This window comes from Nitrobacter sp. (assembly GCF_051535235.1).
In the GTDB taxonomy this organism is placed as follows: domain Bacteria; phylum Pseudomonadota; class Alphaproteobacteria; order Rhizobiales; family Xanthobacteraceae; genus Nitrobacter.
In genome coordinates this window covers 18,040-32,722 of sequence record NZ_JBPPLZ010000004.1, presented here as the reverse complement: position 1 = coordinate 32,722, position 14,683 = coordinate 18,040, and the positions used below count along the sequence as shown (strand labels likewise).

The 14,683-nt window shown below is 62.9% G+C and carries 25 protein-coding genes; 4 read left to right on the top strand and 21 right to left on the bottom strand.

Going from position 1 to position 14,683, the window contains the following annotated elements:
* Window positions 1–17: 17 nt before the first annotated feature.
* Window positions 18–587: a head-tail connector protein gene (locus tag ACS3WA_RS06600; protein ID WP_438277745.1), complete on the bottom strand. Its 570-nt coding sequence runs from the start codon at window positions 585–587 to the stop codon at window positions 18–20.
* Between the two features lie 213 nt (window positions 588–800).
* Here ACS3WA_RS06600 and ACS3WA_RS06595 point away from each other — a divergent pair, with 213 nt between their 5' ends.
* A complete protein-coding gene (locus ACS3WA_RS06595; protein WP_438277744.1) occupies window positions 801–1,562 on the top strand; it encodes a S1 family peptidase in 762 nt (253 codons plus the stop codon).
* 11 nt (window positions 1,563–1,573) lie between these two features.
* Here ACS3WA_RS06595 and ACS3WA_RS06590 read toward each other — a convergent pair whose 3' ends face one another.
* The 3 genes from ACS3WA_RS06590 to ACS3WA_RS06580 form a co-directional block, all read right to left on the bottom strand.
* Window positions 1,574–1,957 (bottom strand): DUF2019 domain-containing protein, encoded by a 384-nt coding sequence (locus ACS3WA_RS06590; protein WP_438277743.1) that lies wholly within the window; start codon window positions 1,955–1,957, stop codon window positions 1,574–1,576.
* Entirely contained in the window at window positions 1,954–2,772 is an 819-nt protein-coding gene (locus ACS3WA_RS06585) for a hypothetical protein (protein WP_438277742.1), read from the bottom strand. Before ACS3WA_RS06585 ends, ACS3WA_RS06590 begins: the two co-directional genes overlap by 4 nt.
* 290 nt (window positions 2,773–3,062) lie before the next feature.
* Window positions 3,063–4,316, bottom strand: a complete 1,254-nt coding sequence (locus tag ACS3WA_RS06580; protein ID WP_438277741.1) for a phage major capsid protein — start codon at window positions 4,314–4,316, stop codon at window positions 3,063–3,065.
* 235 nt (window positions 4,317–4,551) lie between these two features.
* On the opposite strand from ACS3WA_RS06580, the gene ACS3WA_RS06575 reads away from it, so the two are divergent.
* Window positions 4,552–4,839, top strand: coding sequence for a hypothetical protein (locus tag ACS3WA_RS06575; protein ID WP_438277740.1), 288 nt, complete (start codon window positions 4,552–4,554; stop codon window positions 4,837–4,839).
* An 86-nt stretch (window positions 4,840–4,925) separates the two neighbouring features.
* Here ACS3WA_RS06575 and ACS3WA_RS06570 read toward each other — a convergent pair whose 3' ends face one another.
* The 13 genes from ACS3WA_RS06570 to ACS3WA_RS06510 form a co-directional block, all read right to left on the bottom strand.
* Window positions 4,926–5,156: a hypothetical protein gene (locus tag ACS3WA_RS06570; protein ID WP_438277739.1), complete on the bottom strand. Its 231-nt coding sequence runs from the start codon at window positions 5,154–5,156 to the stop codon at window positions 4,926–4,928.
* Window positions 5,157–5,231: 75 nt separating this feature from the next.
* Entirely contained in the window at window positions 5,232–5,501 is a 270-nt protein-coding gene (locus ACS3WA_RS06565) for a hypothetical protein (protein ID WP_438277738.1), read from the bottom strand.
* A 66-nt stretch (window positions 5,502–5,567) separates the two neighbouring features.
* Window positions 5,568–5,759: a hypothetical protein gene (locus tag ACS3WA_RS06560; protein ID WP_412773159.1), complete on the bottom strand. Its 192-nt coding sequence runs from the start codon at window positions 5,757–5,759 to the stop codon at window positions 5,568–5,570.
* A gap of 180 nt (window positions 5,760–5,939) precedes the next feature.
* Window positions 5,940–6,209, bottom strand: a complete 270-nt coding sequence (locus tag ACS3WA_RS06555; protein WP_438277737.1) for a hypothetical protein — start codon at window positions 6,207–6,209, stop codon at window positions 5,940–5,942.
* A 12-nt stretch (window positions 6,210–6,221) separates the two neighbouring features.
* Window positions 6,222–6,947, bottom strand: a complete 726-nt coding sequence (locus ACS3WA_RS06550; RefSeq protein ID WP_438277736.1) for an RNase A-like domain-containing protein — start codon at window positions 6,945–6,947, stop codon at window positions 6,222–6,224.
* Window positions 6,947–7,333 (bottom strand): HK97 family phage prohead protease, encoded by a 387-nt coding sequence (locus ACS3WA_RS06545; protein WP_438277735.1) that lies wholly within the window; start codon window positions 7,331–7,333, stop codon window positions 6,947–6,949. Before ACS3WA_RS06545 ends, ACS3WA_RS06550 begins: the two co-directional genes overlap by 1 nt.
* Window positions 7,334–7,359: 26 nt before the next feature.
* Window positions 7,360–7,836, bottom strand: a complete 477-nt coding sequence (locus tag ACS3WA_RS06540) for an Imm1 family immunity protein (RefSeq protein ID WP_438277734.1) — start codon at window positions 7,834–7,836, stop codon at window positions 7,360–7,362.
* Window positions 7,837–7,845: 9 nt separating this feature from the next.
* Window positions 7,846–8,331 carry a hypothetical protein gene (locus ACS3WA_RS06535; protein ID WP_438277733.1) on the bottom strand — a complete coding sequence of 162 codons (486 nt, stop codon included), beginning with the start codon at window positions 8,329–8,331 and terminating at the stop codon, window positions 7,846–7,848.
* 369 nt (window positions 8,332–8,700) lie between these two features.
* On the bottom strand, window positions 8,701–8,931 hold the full coding sequence (locus tag ACS3WA_RS06530; protein WP_438277732.1) for a hypothetical protein: 231 nt from the start codon (window positions 8,929–8,931) through the stop codon (window positions 8,701–8,703).
* Window positions 8,931–9,578 carry an HK97 family phage prohead protease gene (locus ACS3WA_RS06525; RefSeq protein ID WP_438277731.1) on the bottom strand — a complete coding sequence of 216 codons (648 nt, stop codon included), beginning with the start codon at window positions 9,576–9,578 and terminating at the stop codon, window positions 8,931–8,933. The genes ACS3WA_RS06530 and ACS3WA_RS06525 overlap by 1 nt, the downstream gene beginning before the upstream one ends.
* Window positions 9,579–9,680: 102 nt before the next feature.
* Entirely contained in the window at window positions 9,681–9,878 is a 198-nt protein-coding gene (locus tag ACS3WA_RS06520; RefSeq protein WP_412773165.1) for a hypothetical protein, read from the bottom strand.
* Window positions 9,878–10,090: a hypothetical protein gene (locus ACS3WA_RS06515; RefSeq protein WP_412773166.1), complete on the bottom strand. Its 213-nt coding sequence runs from the start codon at window positions 10,088–10,090 to the stop codon at window positions 9,878–9,880. The genes ACS3WA_RS06520 and ACS3WA_RS06515 overlap by 1 nt, the downstream gene beginning before the upstream one ends.
* 46 nt (window positions 10,091–10,136) lie before the next feature.
* Complete coding sequence (locus ACS3WA_RS06510; RefSeq protein ID WP_438277730.1) at window positions 10,137–11,312, bottom strand: phage portal protein; 1,176 nt, start codon at window positions 11,310–11,312, stop codon at window positions 10,137–10,139.
* Between the two features lie 83 nt (window positions 11,313–11,395).
* On the opposite strand from ACS3WA_RS06510, the gene ACS3WA_RS06505 reads away from it, so the two are divergent.
* Window positions 11,396–11,683 carry a GIY-YIG nuclease family protein gene (locus ACS3WA_RS06505; RefSeq protein WP_438277729.1) on the top strand — a complete coding sequence of 96 codons (288 nt, stop codon included), beginning with the start codon at window positions 11,396–11,398 and terminating at the stop codon, window positions 11,681–11,683.
* Between the two features lie 107 nt (window positions 11,684–11,790).
* On the opposite strand, the gene ACS3WA_RS06500 is transcribed toward ACS3WA_RS06505, so the two are convergent.
* Both ACS3WA_RS06500 and ACS3WA_RS06495 read right to left on the bottom strand, forming a co-directional pair.
* A complete protein-coding gene (locus tag ACS3WA_RS06500) occupies window positions 11,791–13,059 on the bottom strand; it encodes a DNA-packaging protein (RefSeq protein WP_438278024.1) in 1,269 nt (422 codons plus the stop codon).
* Entirely contained in the window at window positions 13,052–13,543 is a 492-nt protein-coding gene (locus tag ACS3WA_RS06495) for a hypothetical protein (RefSeq protein ID WP_438277728.1), read from the bottom strand. The genes ACS3WA_RS06500 and ACS3WA_RS06495 overlap by 8 nt, the downstream gene beginning before the upstream one ends.
* Between ACS3WA_RS06495 and ACS3WA_RS06490 the strand changes: the two genes are divergently transcribed.
* Window positions 13,533–13,838, top strand: a complete 306-nt coding sequence (locus tag ACS3WA_RS06490) for a hypothetical protein (RefSeq protein ID WP_438277727.1) — start codon at window positions 13,533–13,535, stop codon at window positions 13,836–13,838. The two genes, ACS3WA_RS06495 and ACS3WA_RS06490, sit on opposite strands and share 11 nt — an antisense overlap.
* Before the next feature lie 153 nt (window positions 13,839–13,991).
* On the opposite strand, the gene ACS3WA_RS06485 is transcribed toward ACS3WA_RS06490, so the two are convergent.
* Together ACS3WA_RS06485 and ACS3WA_RS06480 are read right to left on the bottom strand one after the other, a co-directional pair.
* Window positions 13,992–14,141, bottom strand: a complete 150-nt coding sequence (locus ACS3WA_RS06485; RefSeq protein ID WP_438277726.1) for a hypothetical protein — start codon at window positions 14,139–14,141, stop codon at window positions 13,992–13,994.
* A gap of 295 nt (window positions 14,142–14,436) precedes the next feature.
* Window positions 14,437–14,610, bottom strand: a complete 174-nt coding sequence (locus ACS3WA_RS06480; RefSeq protein WP_438277725.1) for a Flp family type IVb pilin — start codon at window positions 14,608–14,610, stop codon at window positions 14,437–14,439.
* Window positions 14,611–14,683 lie beyond the last annotated feature (73 nt).

The following is a 14,683-nucleotide window of genomic DNA, read 5'->3' as shown; positions in this document are numbered from 1 at the left end:
CGAGTATGCGAAAGCGGTCACAACACCTGCACGCGATAGCTCGCGATCATGGCGCTGACGCTAGCCGGCATCATTGCGACGCTCTGGCCGATCGCGATCAGGCCGCGGTTCTCGTACCAGTGCGCCACCAGCGTCCGCACCGCATGGCGCAGCACATCCGGCACGTCGGTCGCACCCGTGCCGAAGCCGATCTCGACATCGAGTTCGATGCCGGCGGTCGCGCGTCCCGGCGCCGGCAGGCTCCACGCCGACGGCGCGATCACGCCGGCCGTCTTGTCGAGGACGAATGTTTCTGCATCGATGACCGAGGCATTGCCCGCGGAATCGTAGATCCGCGCGGCGACAAGCGTCCGCAGTGGACCACGGCCTAATCTGATGCACCCGTCCTTCGGCCATCGGTCCAGCACGAAGCGCCAGGTCTGCGCGATCAATGCGCAGCGCGTCATGGCTTCGACATGGCTGCGCGCCGCCGCGATCAGCGAGGCGATGACAGTGTCGTCGTCATCGTTCTCGGCGCGCAGGAAGCTCTTGGCCTCCGCGACCGACCACGGTTCGATCGCAGGCCCACTCAAAAGTATCGAAGGCATATTTGTGCTTTTCCTTTTGCTTGATTAATACGCCAGTCGGCTTGCTTCACCTCTCCCGTCGGGAGAGGTCGGCCTGCTCAATCGCGCGGAGCAGACCGGGTGAGGGTTACGGCTTGTCGAGAGGCAATGCCCCTCACCCCGCCTCTTTTTGCGGGAGGAAGCCTGTTGCGTATCCAGTTGACAGCCGCGCTACGCGATGGCTGACATCGCTCCATGATTCATAAATGTATTCGCCTGGCTGTGGCCGCGACGGTCCTGACGCTGATGCAGCCCTCATTCGCCATGATCGGCGGCGGCAGCGCGCCTTCGCACGCTGCGGCAGGCGCGGTCGTCACCATCGTCGGCTCGCACGGCAACTCCTGCACCGGCGCGCTGATCGCGCGCGATATCGTTCTCACGGCGGCGCACTGCATCGCGCCCGGGACCACCACCAAGATCGTGGACTACAAGAGCCAGCCGCCGCGCCTGCTCGATATCCGGCGCACCGCCGTTCATCCGCGGTTCGACATGCAGAGCCTGCTGGCGCATCGCGCCACCGCCGATGTCGCGCTGCTGCAACTCGCCTCACCCCTTCCCGCGCAACCCGCCGCGCTCGGCGGCGCGCTGATGCCGATCACTGTCGGAATGCGTCTCACCGTCGTCGGCATGGGCGTCGCGATCGCCGGCGACGGCCGCAGCGGCGGCGTGGCGCGCGCCGCGAGTCTGGCCGTCACGGGACGACCCGGCACCTTGCAGATCCGCCTGGTCGATCCTTCAACCAACAACACACGAGCCGGCCTTGGCGCCTGCACCGGCGATTCCGGCGCGCCTGCGTTTCTCGATTCGGGCGGTGGCGCCGTCATCGCCGGCGTCGTGAGTTGGTCGACGGGGCCGAACAATGCGTCAGGCTGCGGCGGCCTCACCGGCATCACGCCGCTCGCGCTCTATCGCGACTGGATTTTGAAAACGGCGCGAAGCTGGGGCGCGGGGATTTAGGGAGTGCCGGTTTACTCTGGCTTTATTCCCGTCAGCTTCAAATCGCCATCCATGATGGCAAGCGCCATCCCGGCGTCGCCGGCCTGAGGCATCCAGTGACTCTCCGCGATAGCCTCGATTTGCCGGCGAGCCTCGACGGGAAAAACTTCGCGTGTGTGTATCGCGGCTTTGAGCCTGACCTGTATATTTGGATGCTGGTAAAGAGATGCAAGCGCCCGTCGCTGATCACCGTCCCGGTTCTTCAGTTCATTCGATAGTTCAACCATTTGGTTAAATAGACCATTGAATTTTGCAACCTGACCACCAAGCAATGCTTGATCCTGCGCAACACCGATCTCTGCAAAACGGGCAACGAGATATTCGATGGGCATTTTGGAGAGATCAGTCTGCTTCATTGTTTCAAGACCTTAAATTTGCGTAACGCATAAAGACCCACTTCCCTACGTTCCGCCCAAGTTTTGTCGCTCAAATATTCGCGCGGGGACTGATTTCCAAAATATTCGCTCGGCGTCCCATACCATCCCGTGATCTGGTAGTGCATCAGCCTTGGAATACTAGCGAGGTTTGACGGATCATCAATCTGCGATCGCGCAAAACCAAAATATTCCGCCCATGTCTGCTCGACGATATGGTGATCATCATATCCTGGCCGCTTCAGGCCAACGTTGGCTTGTAGTTCATCAAGTGTCTTTGGCTCGTCGCTCGCAGCCTGAATGAGGGCGTGATAGTCTTTGAGCCATTCTACATTATTCATCATGCCGACATAGGCAACTGCGGCCGGCCCGCTGTTTCTCGCCAGCCAGCCTGCCGCCGCACGAAGATATTGCGTTCTTTCGGCACTGGTTATTGGCCGCTGCTTCGGAATCTCCGGGGGTTCATCCAGTGGCGGACCCTGGTTGTGTCCCATCCCCGGCGGCCAATCGCCGGCAAGTTGCACCCCTTCGATCGTATTGTCGCGCGGCGTGATCTGAAAAAGGCCGAGACTGCCTCCCTCGGCGCCGCCATCCGTCCACTGGCCGCCGTCCGGATTGCCCGCCGGCACGCGCGGCTGGTCCGGGTTGAATTTGCGCGCCAGCGCGGGAAAGGCTTTGGCGACATCTACGCCCGGCGGAAGAAACCGCGCAGCGTCGGGGCGAACCCAGCGGGCCGCATCCGGCCGCAGCCATCGCGATTGCTGATGGCGCAGCCAGGCGTCATGGTGCGATGACATCGGATACTGCCTGTCATTGGTAGCGTTTTCGAGCGAAGTGGATACCGGTTCGCGTCAAGAAAACGCGTCAAATCAAAATCATAGAGCCCCGCTTCTGATTCCATCAGAAGCGGAAAGGCTCGGATGATGGAGGATGGACAATGGAGAGGTCGCGCCACGGATGCGACGCCAGCCGCGAAGCGCTGTGCTGCCGATCCGTGACCGCTCCACGAAAGAAGCCGCACTCCGCGGCGGTACCGGTTCAGCGACGCGGCGTTGCACGCCGCATCGCGCCCGGGACACGAGACGCCTCAGCTCGCCGCGAACTTCATCAGCTTGATGGCGTCGAAGTCCTGCACGCCGCCGCCGACGCGCTTGGTGGTGTAGAACAGCACGTAGGGTTTCGCGGAGTAAGGATCGCGCAGCACGCGCACGCCGGAGCGGTCCACCACGAGGTAGCCGCGGCGGAAATCGCCGAACGCGATCGACAGCGAATTCGTCGCGACATCCGGCATGTCCTCGGCCTCGACCAACGGGAACGTCATCAGCGAAGCGCGCCCGCCCGCCAGCGACGGCGGCTGCCACAGATAAGAGCCGCCGGTATCCTTGAACTTGCGGATCGCGGCTTGCGTCTTGCGGTTCATCACGAAGGCGGCGTTCTGGCGATAACCGGCCTTCAGCGCGTAGACCAGGTCGACCAGCGCATCGGAGGGGTTCGACGCAGCGAACCCGCCGGCGAGGCCGCTGGCGACGTAGCCGAGCTTGCCCCACACCCATGAACCATTGGCCACGGTGTCGGATTGCAGGAAGCCCTTCGGCTTGTTGGTGCCGTCGCCGTTGACGAAGGCCGCGCCCTCCTGCACCGCGAAGGTCAGTTCGACCTCCTGCGCGATCCACTCGTCGATATTGACAGCCGCGTCGTCGAGCAGCGTCGCCGTTGCCGCCGGCATGGCGTAAAGCTCCATCGCCGGGAAGCTCAGCGCGTCCAGCGTCGGCGATGTGGTTTGCGTGCGCGAGTCGGTCTCGCCGACCCAGCCGGTGGCGGGCCCCGCCGTCATGAACGGCTTCTTGTAGACGTTGCCCGAGATTGTGCGCACCGACGAAAGCGCGCGGATCGGCGAGATCGCCGCCAGCCGCTCGCCGATGGTCTGTTCAAGTTCGACCGGCACCAGATAGCCGCCGTCGGGATTGGAGCCGACAGACATCGCCTTGGTCTCCAGTCCGCGCAAGGCGCCCGCCTCGCCGCCGCGCACATAGGCCTCGAACGCGCTCTTGTGCTCGCGCGACGCCGCATCGGTGGCGATGCGGCCGCGGCCTTCAAGCGCCGGACGGGCGTGCTTCAGCGCCAGTTCGTCCATACGCTTGTGCTGCGCATCGAGCGCGGCATTGATGCGATCGACCTTTTCCTCCAGCAGCACGTCGCCGCGCTTCTTCTCCAGCCGCGCCAGGCGCTCGTCGTTGGCAGCCTTGAATTCCTCGAAGGTGATGCGGAAGTCATCATAGTCGCCGCGGGCGGCGACGCCGGATTTGTGTTCTGGTGCGGTGTCGGTGATATCGTAGTCCATTCACATTCTCCTCGGTGGTGGTTGGTTTCGCGGCTATGTCGCCCAAGACTTGTGCGTGACACTGCGCTGGAGCGTTTCCCGCGAGGCATGTCCTCGGGCTTGACCCGGGGATGGGATACCGGTTCGCGGGAAGAAAACGCGTCACAACAAGAATCTGGAGCCCCGTTCCGATTTGATCGGAACGGAAATGGCTCTAGAATGGCTTCCCGCAACGAGAGCATCGTCGAGGCGAACCATGCGCTTTCTGATCTTTGTCTGGATAACTCTCGCCGTCGCCGCCGCGGCCAGTGCGTGGTATGCGATGGAGCCGTCGCGACGCGGCCCGGCCCGGTTCTGGATCGGCGTCTGCGCAGTGCTGCTGGCGGCGTTCGCGATTTCCTTCGTGATGCTGGGCGGCAGCACCGAAAAATCGCTGCTGTCGATCGCGCTTTATTTCCTGAACTGGGGCATGGCGGCCGGTGGCGCGGCGATCTGCGTCGGCGTTATCGCCGGCCTGTCGCTGGCGCTAACGTACAAGCGGTGATGCAACGCGACCTGGTCCGGTCGCTTCACTGCCTGCGCAGATTGATCCGGAATGCCGTATCGACATCAGCCGGGTGAACGGCGCATCTAACGGCCCTTGCGTTTCGCGTGCAGTTCCTTGCGGAATTTCATCAGCTTCTCGTACTGCTCCTTGGTCAGATCATACCATTCGATATGGCTGGGATCCTGCCGGCGCTGCGATTTCAGACCGTCGAGTTCTCCAAGGAATTTCCGTACCAGCCAGTATTCACGTTCGTCATGCCACGACAGATATACCTGAAGGCCCTCAACGTAGACCTCGATTTTATACTTCGCCATGATCCGCTCTATTCATTCCGGGGAAATGCTCCCTGGCAAGCCGAATACGGCATCGATATCCTCTTTCCGTTTCTCCTAATCGATCGCGTCCCGGATCAACGTCAAGACCCCGCGTATGTCGTCAAAGTCGTAGTTGGCCCCGGCATCTCCCCATATCCGCTGCAACTCGGCGTCCGTAAGGTTTTGCGCGAGCAATTCCTGCAGGAAGTTCTTGACGACCGCCCGCTGCTGTTTGTTCAAATACTCCAGGGCAAACACAATCCACTCTTCTATGGTGGAGACTTCCTCGTCGCTGCCCTGATAGAAGCATTCGACCAAGCGGTCGAACTCTTTCGGAACCAACATGACCTCTCCTTGCTAGTTGCGACGTTGGTTTCCGGGATAGGCCGGCAATCTCCTGAAAGCTCACACCTAGTCGGGCCGCTTCACTCCCTGCACGCGCCTGAACTCCATCAGGGCCACGAACTGATCCTCGGTCTCGAGATAGTAGGAATCCGGTTGGTCGGGATAGCGCTTCGTCTGGCCCGCCGGCTCACCGACCAGGCCGCGCAGGAAGGCGACGCCGTCCTTGAACTCAGCCTCGTGCCGCCACGGCAAAATCATGCTGACACCATTATGAGCACAATAAATTTCAACGCTATATCGGGACGTCATGATTTTTATCGCCTGCGATCAGGGTTGGTCGGGAATGCCGTATCGACATCAGCCGGGTGAACGCTTGTCTAACGGCCCTCGCGTTTCGCGCGCAGCGCCCGCGCCGGAATTTCATCACGCACGCTGCTCCTAATCGATCGCGTCCCGGATCAGCGTCAAGACCCCGCGTATGTCTTCGAAGAAGTAGTTGGCCCCGGCATCGTTCCATATCCGCTGCAACTCGGCGTCCGCAAGGTTCTGCGCGAGCAATTCCTGCAGGAAGCGCTTGACGGCCGCTTGATCCTGCTTGTCCGAACATCTCAGGGCCTTCGCAACCCACTCTTCCATCGTGGAGACTTCCTCGTCGCTGCCCTGATAGAAGCATTCGACCACGTAGACGAACTCTTTCGGAACCACCATGACCTCTCCTTGCTATTCGCTAGGTTCGTTTCTGGGATAGGCCGTTATCACGCTGAAACCCCTGGCAGCGCGTGGATCATGTCGGATAGATACGCCGACCCCATAGGTGTCTCGGAGGTAAGGCGCCGCATCGATGTCTCTCCTGAAAGCCTCGCGGCCGGTCTTGTAGCCAAAACGATATGTTATAAATTTTTCTGGTAACCGTCCCGTCGCCACGGCCTCAACCTGATCGCGATTCCGCTCAAGCGTCCGGTTGACGAAGTCGTTTGCGCTTTCCAAGGAGGCGAAAGATCCGTTAATCCTGCGCGCATATCTGTATATGACCGTCCGACCACGATCAACCGTCGTGCTCGCCAGCAGTTCGTCATCCGTCTTGCCGACATGCTCCCGCAAGGCGTGGCCGCCTCGCGCTTCCTCCTCTCGCAGGTCGATCGGCCGCTTGTCCAGGTTTTGTGCATACTGCTCATACGGGCGTATCCCATCAGGGGTGGCATCCGACAGAACACGCGGATCGTTGATGCCGCCGCCGCCATCCGTCCACTGTCCGCCGTCCGGATTGCCGGCCGGCACGCGCGGCTGGTCCGGGTTGAACTTGCGTTGAAGCGCCGGATAGACATCACGAGGATCGGTGCCGGGAGCGAGAAAGCGCGCGGCGTCCGGCCGGATCCATCTGTAGGCATCGGGCCGCAGCCAGCGCGCGCGCTGCGCGGCTTCGAATGCATTTTCATGACTTGCCATCAGCTTGCTCCCGCGATCTGCGCGCGCGCCGCGCCTTGCAGCGCCACGCGCCGTCCTTCCCTGCCGCGCAGCGACGCCACCACCGGGCGCGGGCGGAGCCGCGGCGCCGGTTCATCCGCGGCCTCCGTCATGCTCCGCCGGCCGCGCTCGGCCTGTGTCCGCACGTGCGAGCGCGGCGACGGGGGCGTCGCCTGCTTCACCGCGCGGACACGCGCTCCCGCCAATAGCGGGAAGGTGACGATGGAAATTTCCCACAGGTCGACCTGGTAGAGTTTGCGCACGCGCGTTCGCGGCTCGATCCGGCCGCGCACGGTGCGATAGCCGATCGACAGCCCGTCGACCGCGCCGGCTTCGACCAGCGCCAGCAGTTCGCGCGCCCGCGTCACGTCGGGGATCAGCTATCAGGACTCAACTATGGATCGGGAAACGTCTCCGGCGGCAGATCGCTGTTTGCGATCCATTCGATGCTGGTCGGCAGCTCACCGTCGGTCTCGATGAATTCCTTCACCGCCTTCCATGCAACAGGGAACGGCACGAACAGCCCCACCGACAACGGTGTGCCATGCAGGGACCGCACGAATTCGCCGAGACGGCTGAGATCGCCTTTGGAATAGAGGGTCTGCCTGCGCTGGATACGGCCATCCCATTTGTCGTATTGCAAATAGACGCCAAGGTCGCGATTACCGGTCATGTCGAGATTGACCGTAACCTGGTCATGACGAGCCAAGTTATCGGTGCCGTACAGACCTTCTGCACTCAGTCCCCAACTATCGTTACCTCCGGCATACGACCATTCGTGCCCCTTCGGAGCGAGAAAGAAACGCGCAAGCTCACCTGATGAAGGCCAATCGCTCGCGCGGGTGGAATCGAAGTATATACGCTTTCTCATCTGGAGTGCCTATTCAAGCCAATAGCCATTCCGCATCGTACTTCTCGCGCCATTCGCCGTATTTATGAATGTCACAGTCGGATTTCCAAGCTCCAAGCCCAGCAAAGGTAAAACGCGATCACAGCTTCGACACAGCTCGCGGTCAACCTGCACTTCGAAAATCTTATTCGTCAACGGACCTTCCTTTGCAGCTCTCATGAGAATCGTAGCCTCAGCATGGTAGAGAGCATCGTTTGGGCGTCGGCCGATATTATCGAACCTCATTACATCGGGATATTTGTTGACCAAACTCCACCGCCACCCATCAGCCTCAAAACGATCAGCCGCGCTATATCCCGGCGATCCGGAATTTACGCCAAAATACAGCTTTCCATCGATCTCAGCGGCAGCAACCGTACCATTGCCTGCCGGCCAAGAAGGCTGCCCGAATAGATTTGGCTCATTGTTGATGGTGCGATAGACGTTGATCCAGCCCTGCCCGTCGAACGGGCGCATTGACGGCAGACTCTGGCGCGGCGGATCAAGTGGCGGACCCAGATTGCCGCCGATCCCGGATCGAAGCTGATCGAGATGCGCCTCGGATTCCCTGGCGCGCGCTTCGGCCTCCGCGATGGCGCCTTCGATGCTGCCCGGCCGGGTCAGGCTCGATTCGCGCGGCTTTCAGTCCGGATCATACTGACGAATTTGCGCCAACGGCACTGCTGGTGCGCGCCATCGCCTGGTCGAGCAACGACTGTTGCCGAGCGGATGCTCCTGGAAAGACATCGCCAACCGAGCCACCACCACGTCGCCCGCCGCCGACCTCACGCAGGTTTGCTGCCAGGTCGTCGTTCGTAGCGGCCGGAATCGGCTTGATCAGATCGCTTAAGGTCCCGGGCGCGCTTCCCCAATCATCGGTCCAGCGTCCGCCGCCTGGTTGACCCGCCGGAATCCGCGGCTGGTCGGGGATTTGCGGGCGAGCGTCGGAAATACATCGGCGAGCTTCATGCCCGGCTTCAGAAATCGCGCAGCATCGGGTCTGATCCATCTGTGGGCATCGGGCCGCATCCAGCGCGCGCGCTGCGCGGCTTCGAATGCACTTTCATGACTTGCCATCAGCTTGCTCCCGCGATCTGCGCGCGCGCCGCACCTTGCAGCGCCACGCGCCGTCCTTCCCTGCCGCGCAGCGACGCCACCACCGGGCGCGGGCGGAGCCGCGGCGCCGGTTCATCCGCGGCCGCCGTCATGCTCCGCCAGCCGCGCTCGGCCTGTGTCCGCACGCGCGAGCGCGGCGACGGGGGCGTCGCCTGCTTCACCGCGCGGACACGCGCTCCCGCCAACAGCGGGAAGGTGACGATGGAAATTTCCCACAGGTCGACCTGGTAGAGTTTCCGCACCCGCGTTCGCGGCTCGATCCGGCCGCGCACGGTGCGATAGCCGATCGACAGCCCGTCGACCGCGCCGGCCTCGACCAGCGCCAGCAGTTCGCGCGCCCGCGTCACGTCGGGGATCAATTTCCCCCGCGCCCACAGTCCGCGAAAATCCTCGCGCAGTTCGAGCCAGATGCCGATCGGCTCGGCGGGATCGTGCTGGAACAGCATCGGGACCTTGCGCAAACCGCGCGCTTTAAGTGTCTGCGCGAACGCGCCGGGCATCACCATGTCGCGCGCCTGGTCGAGCTCGCCGAACAGGCTGGCATAGCCTTCCACCGTGCCGTCATCGGAAAACGACAGACGCGACACAGACGACAACGGGGCGTGCATGATCGACCTCGCGGAATGGGCGGGGGAAACGGATTGATGAAATTCGAAACGACGTATCGTGCCCGCCGCGCGCCGCTTGTGGCGGACGCTACCTGGCGATGCTCAGCCCTTGCGGCTGCGTTTCGCCGGCTTGCGCCGTGTCTGAGCCTTGGCGCGGGGCGCGCGCGCCGCAGCCGCAGCCGGCGCCTTGCGCTGGGCTCGATCGAGATGCGCGAGGAATTCGCGGAACACCGTGAGGTGATCCCGCGATGTTTTTGTCTCAGTGCTGAACGAGCGCAGCATGCTGTGAAGGTTGTCCATCAGTTCCGATCCTTGTCGAAGGTTACGGCGCGGCGGTGCGCCTTGCGATTGAACCGCTCCAGTTCACGGACGAAATCGTCGAAGCGACGCGAGGCCGCCGACAGTTCGCGCAACGCGAACAAAAGGCCGGCGCTGGCGGCGCTCGCCCACAGGAACAGCGCCAGATGCGCGAGGTCGCCGCGCTCTGCGAAGATGCGGATGAGGTCGGACATCGACTTTCCCTTCACTGTACCCGCTGGCAAGGGCGAGCAGCGCGCTCTACTCCAGCCGGTCGCCGCCCTCGATCGGCGCGTAGCCGACGGCCTCGCGCTTTTCGTTGAGCGTGAGAAACGCCGCGTTGCTGACGCGCTCCCACAACGCTGCGCGATCGGCGGCGAGCGCGTCGATCCTGTCGGCATCCACGACGATGCGAACGCTCTCACCGAACTGCGGCGACAGCCACTGCGCGAACGAATTGCCGAAACGCGAGGCCAGCGGCAGCACTGTCTGGCGGAAGAAGCAGCGGTTGGCCTCCTGGAAGTTCGCATAGGTGTTGTCGCCGGGAATGCCGAGCACCATCGGCGGCACGCCGAAGGCAAGCGCGATCTCGCGCGCGGCGGTATGCTTGGCCTCCAGGAAATCCATGTCCTTCGGCGTCAGCGACATCGCCTTCCAGTCGAGTCCGCCTTCGAGCAGCAGCGGCCGTCCCGCGTTCACCGCACCCTGATAGGTGTCGGTGAGTTCGCGCTTCAGCCGGTCGAACTGCGAATCCGACAGCACCGCGCCTTCTGGGCCGGAATAGACCAGCGCGCCTGAGGGGCGCGCGGCGTTATCGAGCAGCGCCTTGTTCCAGGCTGAGCCGGCGTTGTGAGTATCGATCGCAACCGCCGCCGGCTCGATCGGCGCGAGACCATAATGATCGTCGAGCGGATGGAAGTACGTCAGATGCAGGATCGGCGGCACCGCGGACGATGCCTGATCGAAGCGGATGCTGCGACCGCCGACCGCGTATTCATAGGCTTCCGCCCAACCGTCCGCGCCGGGCACCACCTTCATGCGATCGGGCCGCAGCGCATAAACCTCGCGCACCGCGCCGTCGAGCGCGACCGCCTCGACATAGGCGTTGCCGGACAGCAGAAGATGCGACACCAGCATTTCGAGGAACGCGCCGCCGTCCTGCCGTGCGTTCGGCCGCGCAAGCAGCAGCGACAGCGGATGCGCCTCGCGCTCCTGCGCGCCCTCGAACACGAGGTAGCTGCACGAGGCCACATTCTCCGCGATCAGCCGCACCGCGCGATGCACGATGGCGTTGTTGAGATAACCCTCGCGCGCCAGCGCAGCATAGTCGCGCGGCGTCCACCGCGCGCGGCCGCCGCTCTCGAAAGCGAGCAGCTTCGCCGTACGGCTGGCTTTTGCTTCGGGCGGGGCGAACATGTTTTTCAGGCGCAGGCGCATCGCAAAATGTCCTTCATCGTCGAACTGCGTCACAATAAAAGATTGTCATTGCCGGGCTTGACCCGGCAATCCATCATTGTCGCATGAACTACTGGGTCTATATTCTCGCGAGCGCGCCTGGAGGAACGCTATATGTAGGCGTGACGAACAATCTCGTTCGTCGCATTCATGAACACCGCGAGGGAGTGGCTGACGGGTTCACACGCAAATACGACGTGAAGCGACTCGTCTATTTTGAGGCTCACGACACTGTCATGGCAGCAATTCAGCGTGAAAAGAACATCAAGCACTGGCCGCGCGAATGGAAGATCGATCTGGTCGTTAGAGACAATTCCACTTGGCGCGATCTTTACGAAGATATCGCCCGATAGAATGTTGGCGCGTCACGGCCAAGCTTGATCTAGCCCCCACCCTTCTTGAAAAAGATGGACCCGCGGGTCAAGCCCGCGGGTGACGCCGAATACGCCGAGCGACTGAGTCACAATTCCCTCACCCGCGGCTGGGCGCGTGGCGCGAGCGCCAGCGACGTCACCGCCCACACCAGCGCATCGAGCCGGTCCGGCGAGCGCCCCGACGACAGGCCCGACAGAGCGAAGTCGCACATCTCGTCTTCCAGCGCGGCGAAGCTGCCGGCGTGACGAACGCGGCCCTGCTCATAAAGCGTCGCCACCGGTTCGGCGCGCAGCCACTTGCCGCGCGTCGCGCGCACCGGGATGACGGGCACCGCAGCATCCACCTCCGCGATCACGGACTTCACCATGTCGCCGCCCTGGTTGACTTCCGCCACCAGCGCATCCGCTTCGCACCGACGCCACAGCGCGATCGCCTTCGCTGCCCACAGCGCCGGCGTCGCTCCCGCCACCGTCTCATCGGCGATCACGTAAACGATGCCGCCCTCCGCCAGCCCCGCCGCCACGATGCCGCAGGCATCGGCGCGCTTGCCCGAGGTCGCCGGCGGATCGACCGCGACCACGACGCGTTGCATCGGCGGCGCCTCGCGCACGCGACACGTCTCAAGCAACGCGCGCGACCACAGCGCGTCGGGACGATCCTCGATGATCTCGCCGTCAAGCTCCTGACGCCCGAGCCGCGTTCCGGCGTAGCGCGCCATCACGCCTTGCAGAAAGGTCGGCGCCAGGTTGAAGGCGTTGGCCTGTGTCGGCGCGCGCGTGACCACGCTCGCCGCATCATTCATCAGGCGTTTCAGAAGCGCAGTCGGCCGCGGCGTTGTCGTAATCAACTGACGCGGCTGCGATCCGAGCCGCAAGCCAAACTGCAGCATGTCGAACGCCGCTTCCGCGTAGCGCCATTTCGCCATCTCGTCGGACCAGGCGCAGCCGAATTGCGGTCCGCGCAGGCTTTCGGGATCGTCAGCGGAAAAAGCCTGCGCCACCGCGCCGTTGCTCCATTCCAGCCGCTTGCGCGACGGCGACCATGACGGCCGCTCGTGGGCGGCATGAACCGCGAGCAGACCGGAGACGCCTTCGATCATCACCTCGCGCGCGTCGTGCTCGGTTTCTCCGACCAGCGCGATGCGCGACACCGCTTCGGTCGCGAACGGAGGCAGGCCGAGCGCCTGCGCGCGAATCCATTCGGCCCCGGCGCGGGTCTTGCCGGCGCCGCGGCCGCCGATCATCAGCCAGATCAGCCAGGGCGCGCCGTTCGGCGCGAGTTGCGGCGGACGCTGATGCTCGTGCGCAAAGATATCCCATTGCCTCGCCAGAAACCCGAGTTCCGCCTCACTCATGCTCTGGAGCAGGAGTTGCCGCTGGCGCGGCGACCACTTGCTCCAGTCGGCGCGAAAGCGCGCGCCGGAACTCGTCGAGATCGCGGGGCACGGCGTCGTCATCGGCGGGCTTCACCTTCTCCTCACTGGCGCGCAGCCGCGTCACTTCGCCGAGCGTGCGCGCGAGACTTGCAAGCGTGCGTGCGCGGCGCTCCGCCTCGGTGCGCTGCTGCGGCTTCAGATGACTGCCGCCGACAATGACCTCGATCAACGACAGTTCGCGCTCGATCGCGCGCGTCACCCGTTCGATCAGCACTGCGCCGCTCGCGGGCGGCGGATCGTCGACCCGCTCGACCGCCGTGCGCTTGACGCGCGGGCTCGGTTCATCCTTGCGCCGGACGGCCGTGCGCCGCGCGCGCTGTCTGCTCAATCGGGCTTTTGCTGCTTCGTCCTGTTCATCGACAGGAACCGGCTCGTCATCCACATAGTGCGTTGTGGCGGCCATCGTCGCCTTGCGCGCGGCCGCGGCTGTCATCCTGCCAGACTTCGTGGCGACCCGGGTTTGCTTGACAGCTTTCGCGGCGACATTTGCCGGCGCAACCGGTGTCTTGCAAGACGCCGGCCGCGCCGCTTTCTTCATTGCGGGGGATGAAGATTTTTTCGAAGCGGTTCGCTTTGCAGGCCCGGCTGCGGATGTTTTCGTTCGCGACGCAACGCGAGCAGCCGCCGGTTTTCGTCCCGGTCTGGCAATTCGCCTCACAGCCATGGATGTCGAAAGCCCCCTCGTCGCGAAATCATAACTGCCGAACCCGGCTTTCAAGGACCGTTGGAAGCCGAAAAGACTGCAGGATGATTTTGGATCGATCGATCCAAAATCATCAACGTGCTCTATTTCCAATATTCAAGAGATCGATGCGGGCGGAAAACCGCACCACATTTTTCCTCGTCCCGTTTTAGCGGAAAAACACCAACCAGATGCCGCCCAGGATCAGCACGGCAAGACCGGTACTGATGGCGAGAAGCATAAGGACGGACGGGCCAGGCTCGCCCTGTCGCGCCTCGGTCGGAGTTTCCACGATCCGATCGTCCTCGTCCGTTGCCATCCACATTCTCCCTGCTTCCTCGCGATCCACGCGGATCGCTCTGCATGGGTTGGAGCAACGCCAGATCTGTAGCGATGTTCCGTGCAATGCTTGCGGCGTCAATGCGATACGCGGATCCTCAAGCGCATCCCGTTCGATGGCGTCGCCAGCGGCTTGGAGGATCGAACTGGTCGGGAGTCTGGAAACGGCGCCGTCATCTCTTGGCGCAACTCTGGAGCATGCCGAAAACATACTCCGGCAGCGTTACGCTGTCAAGGTATATTTTCCTAGGAATATTTGCCGTACCAGTGCTGCCTTATCGGAACGCGGCGCCCATCGCGATGAACCACTCGTTGAGAGTACGGCCGATGCCGGTGACCGCGACCAGGATGACGATGCTGAGGCTGCCGGCGATTATCGCATACTCGATCGAAGTCGCACCGGATTCGTCGCGCAAAAAAGCCGATGCAAGCTTTGCAATGAAACGCATTGCCAACTCCGATAGATGGATGCGCGAATTTTCGCGCGAGCCTGGAAACGGCAACCTACAGGCGAATGATTGC

What these genes read in the sequence shown, in the direction of transcription:
- ACS3WA_RS06585 (WP_438277742.1), bottom strand. Translation starts at nt 2,772, where the DNA reads ATGTCATCGCACCATGACGCCTGGCTGCGCCATCAGCAATCGCGATGG.
- ACS3WA_RS06505 (WP_438277729.1), top strand. Translation starts at nt 11,396, where the DNA reads ATGAACTACTGGGTCTATATTCTCGCGAGCGCGCCTGGAGGAACGCTA.
- ACS3WA_RS06525 (WP_438277731.1), bottom strand. Translation starts at nt 9,578, where the DNA reads ATGCACGCCCCGTTGTCGTCTGTGTCGCGTCTGTCGTTTTCCGATGAC.
- ACS3WA_RS06500 (WP_438278024.1), bottom strand. Translation starts at nt 13,059, where the DNA reads ATGAGTGAGGCGGAACTCGGGTTTCTGGCGAGGCAATGGGATATCTTT.
- ACS3WA_RS06485 (WP_438277726.1), bottom strand. Translation starts at nt 14,141, where the DNA reads ATGGCAACGGACGAGGACGATCGGATCGTGGAAACTCCGACCGAGGCG.
- ACS3WA_RS06535 (WP_438277733.1), bottom strand. Translation starts at nt 8,331, where the DNA reads ATGCGCCCGTTCGACGGGCAGGGCTGGATCAACGTCTATCGCACCATC.
- ACS3WA_RS06595 (WP_438277744.1), top strand. Translation starts at nt 801, where the DNA reads ATGATTCATAAATGTATTCGCCTGGCTGTGGCCGCGACGGTCCTGACG.
- ACS3WA_RS06515 (WP_412773166.1), bottom strand. Translation starts at nt 10,090, where the DNA reads ATGTCCGACCTCATCCGCATCTTCGCAGAGCGCGGCGACCTCGCGCAT.
- ACS3WA_RS06495 (WP_438277728.1), bottom strand. Translation starts at nt 13,543, where the DNA reads ATGGCCGCCACAACGCACTATGTGGATGACGAGCCGGTTCCTGTCGAT.
- ACS3WA_RS06590 (WP_438277743.1), bottom strand. Translation starts at nt 1,957, where the DNA reads ATGAAGCAGACTGATCTCTCCAAAATGCCCATCGAATATCTCGTTGCC.
- ACS3WA_RS06555 (WP_438277737.1), bottom strand. Translation starts at nt 6,209, where the DNA reads ATGGTGGTTCCGAAAGAGTTCGTCTACGTGGTCGAATGCTTCTATCAG.
- ACS3WA_RS06510 (WP_438277730.1), bottom strand. Translation starts at nt 11,312, where the DNA reads ATGCGCCTGCGCCTGAAAAACATGTTCGCCCCGCCCGAAGCAAAAGCC.
- ACS3WA_RS06550 (WP_438277736.1), bottom strand. Translation starts at nt 6,947, where the DNA reads ATGGCAAGTCATGAAAATGCATTCGAAGCCGCGCAGCGCGCGCGCTGG.
- ACS3WA_RS06530 (WP_438277732.1), bottom strand. Translation starts at nt 8,931, where the DNA reads ATGGCAAGTCATGAAAGTGCATTCGAAGCCGCGCAGCGCGCGCGCTGG.
- ACS3WA_RS06520 (WP_412773165.1), bottom strand. Translation starts at nt 9,878, where the DNA reads ATGGACAACCTTCACAGCATGCTGCGCTCGTTCAGCACTGAGACAAAA.
- ACS3WA_RS06580 (WP_438277741.1), bottom strand. Translation starts at nt 4,316, where the DNA reads ATGGACTACGATATCACCGACACCGCACCAGAACACAAATCCGGCGTC.
- ACS3WA_RS06570 (WP_438277739.1), bottom strand. Translation starts at nt 5,156, where the DNA reads ATGGCGAAGTATAAAATCGAGGTCTACGTTGAGGGCCTTCAGGTATAT.
- ACS3WA_RS06480 (WP_438277725.1), bottom strand. Translation starts at nt 14,610, where the DNA reads ATGCGTTTCATTGCAAAGCTTGCATCGGCTTTTTTGCGCGACGAATCC.
- ACS3WA_RS06560 (WP_412773159.1), bottom strand. Translation starts at nt 5,759, where the DNA reads ATGATTTTGCCGTGGCGGCACGAGGCTGAGTTCAAGGACGGCGTCGCC.
- ACS3WA_RS06540 (WP_438277734.1), bottom strand. Translation starts at nt 7,836, where the DNA reads ATGAGAAAGCGTATATACTTCGATTCCACCCGCGCGAGCGATTGGCCT.
- ACS3WA_RS06565 (WP_438277738.1), bottom strand. Translation starts at nt 5,501, where the DNA reads ATGTTGGTTCCGAAAGAGTTCGACCGCTTGGTCGAATGCTTCTATCAG.
- ACS3WA_RS06600 (WP_438277745.1), bottom strand. Translation starts at nt 587, where the DNA reads ATGCCTTCGATACTTTTGAGTGGGCCTGCGATCGAACCGTGGTCGGTC.
- ACS3WA_RS06575 (WP_438277740.1), top strand. Translation starts at nt 4,552, where the DNA reads ATGCGCTTTCTGATCTTTGTCTGGATAACTCTCGCCGTCGCCGCCGCG.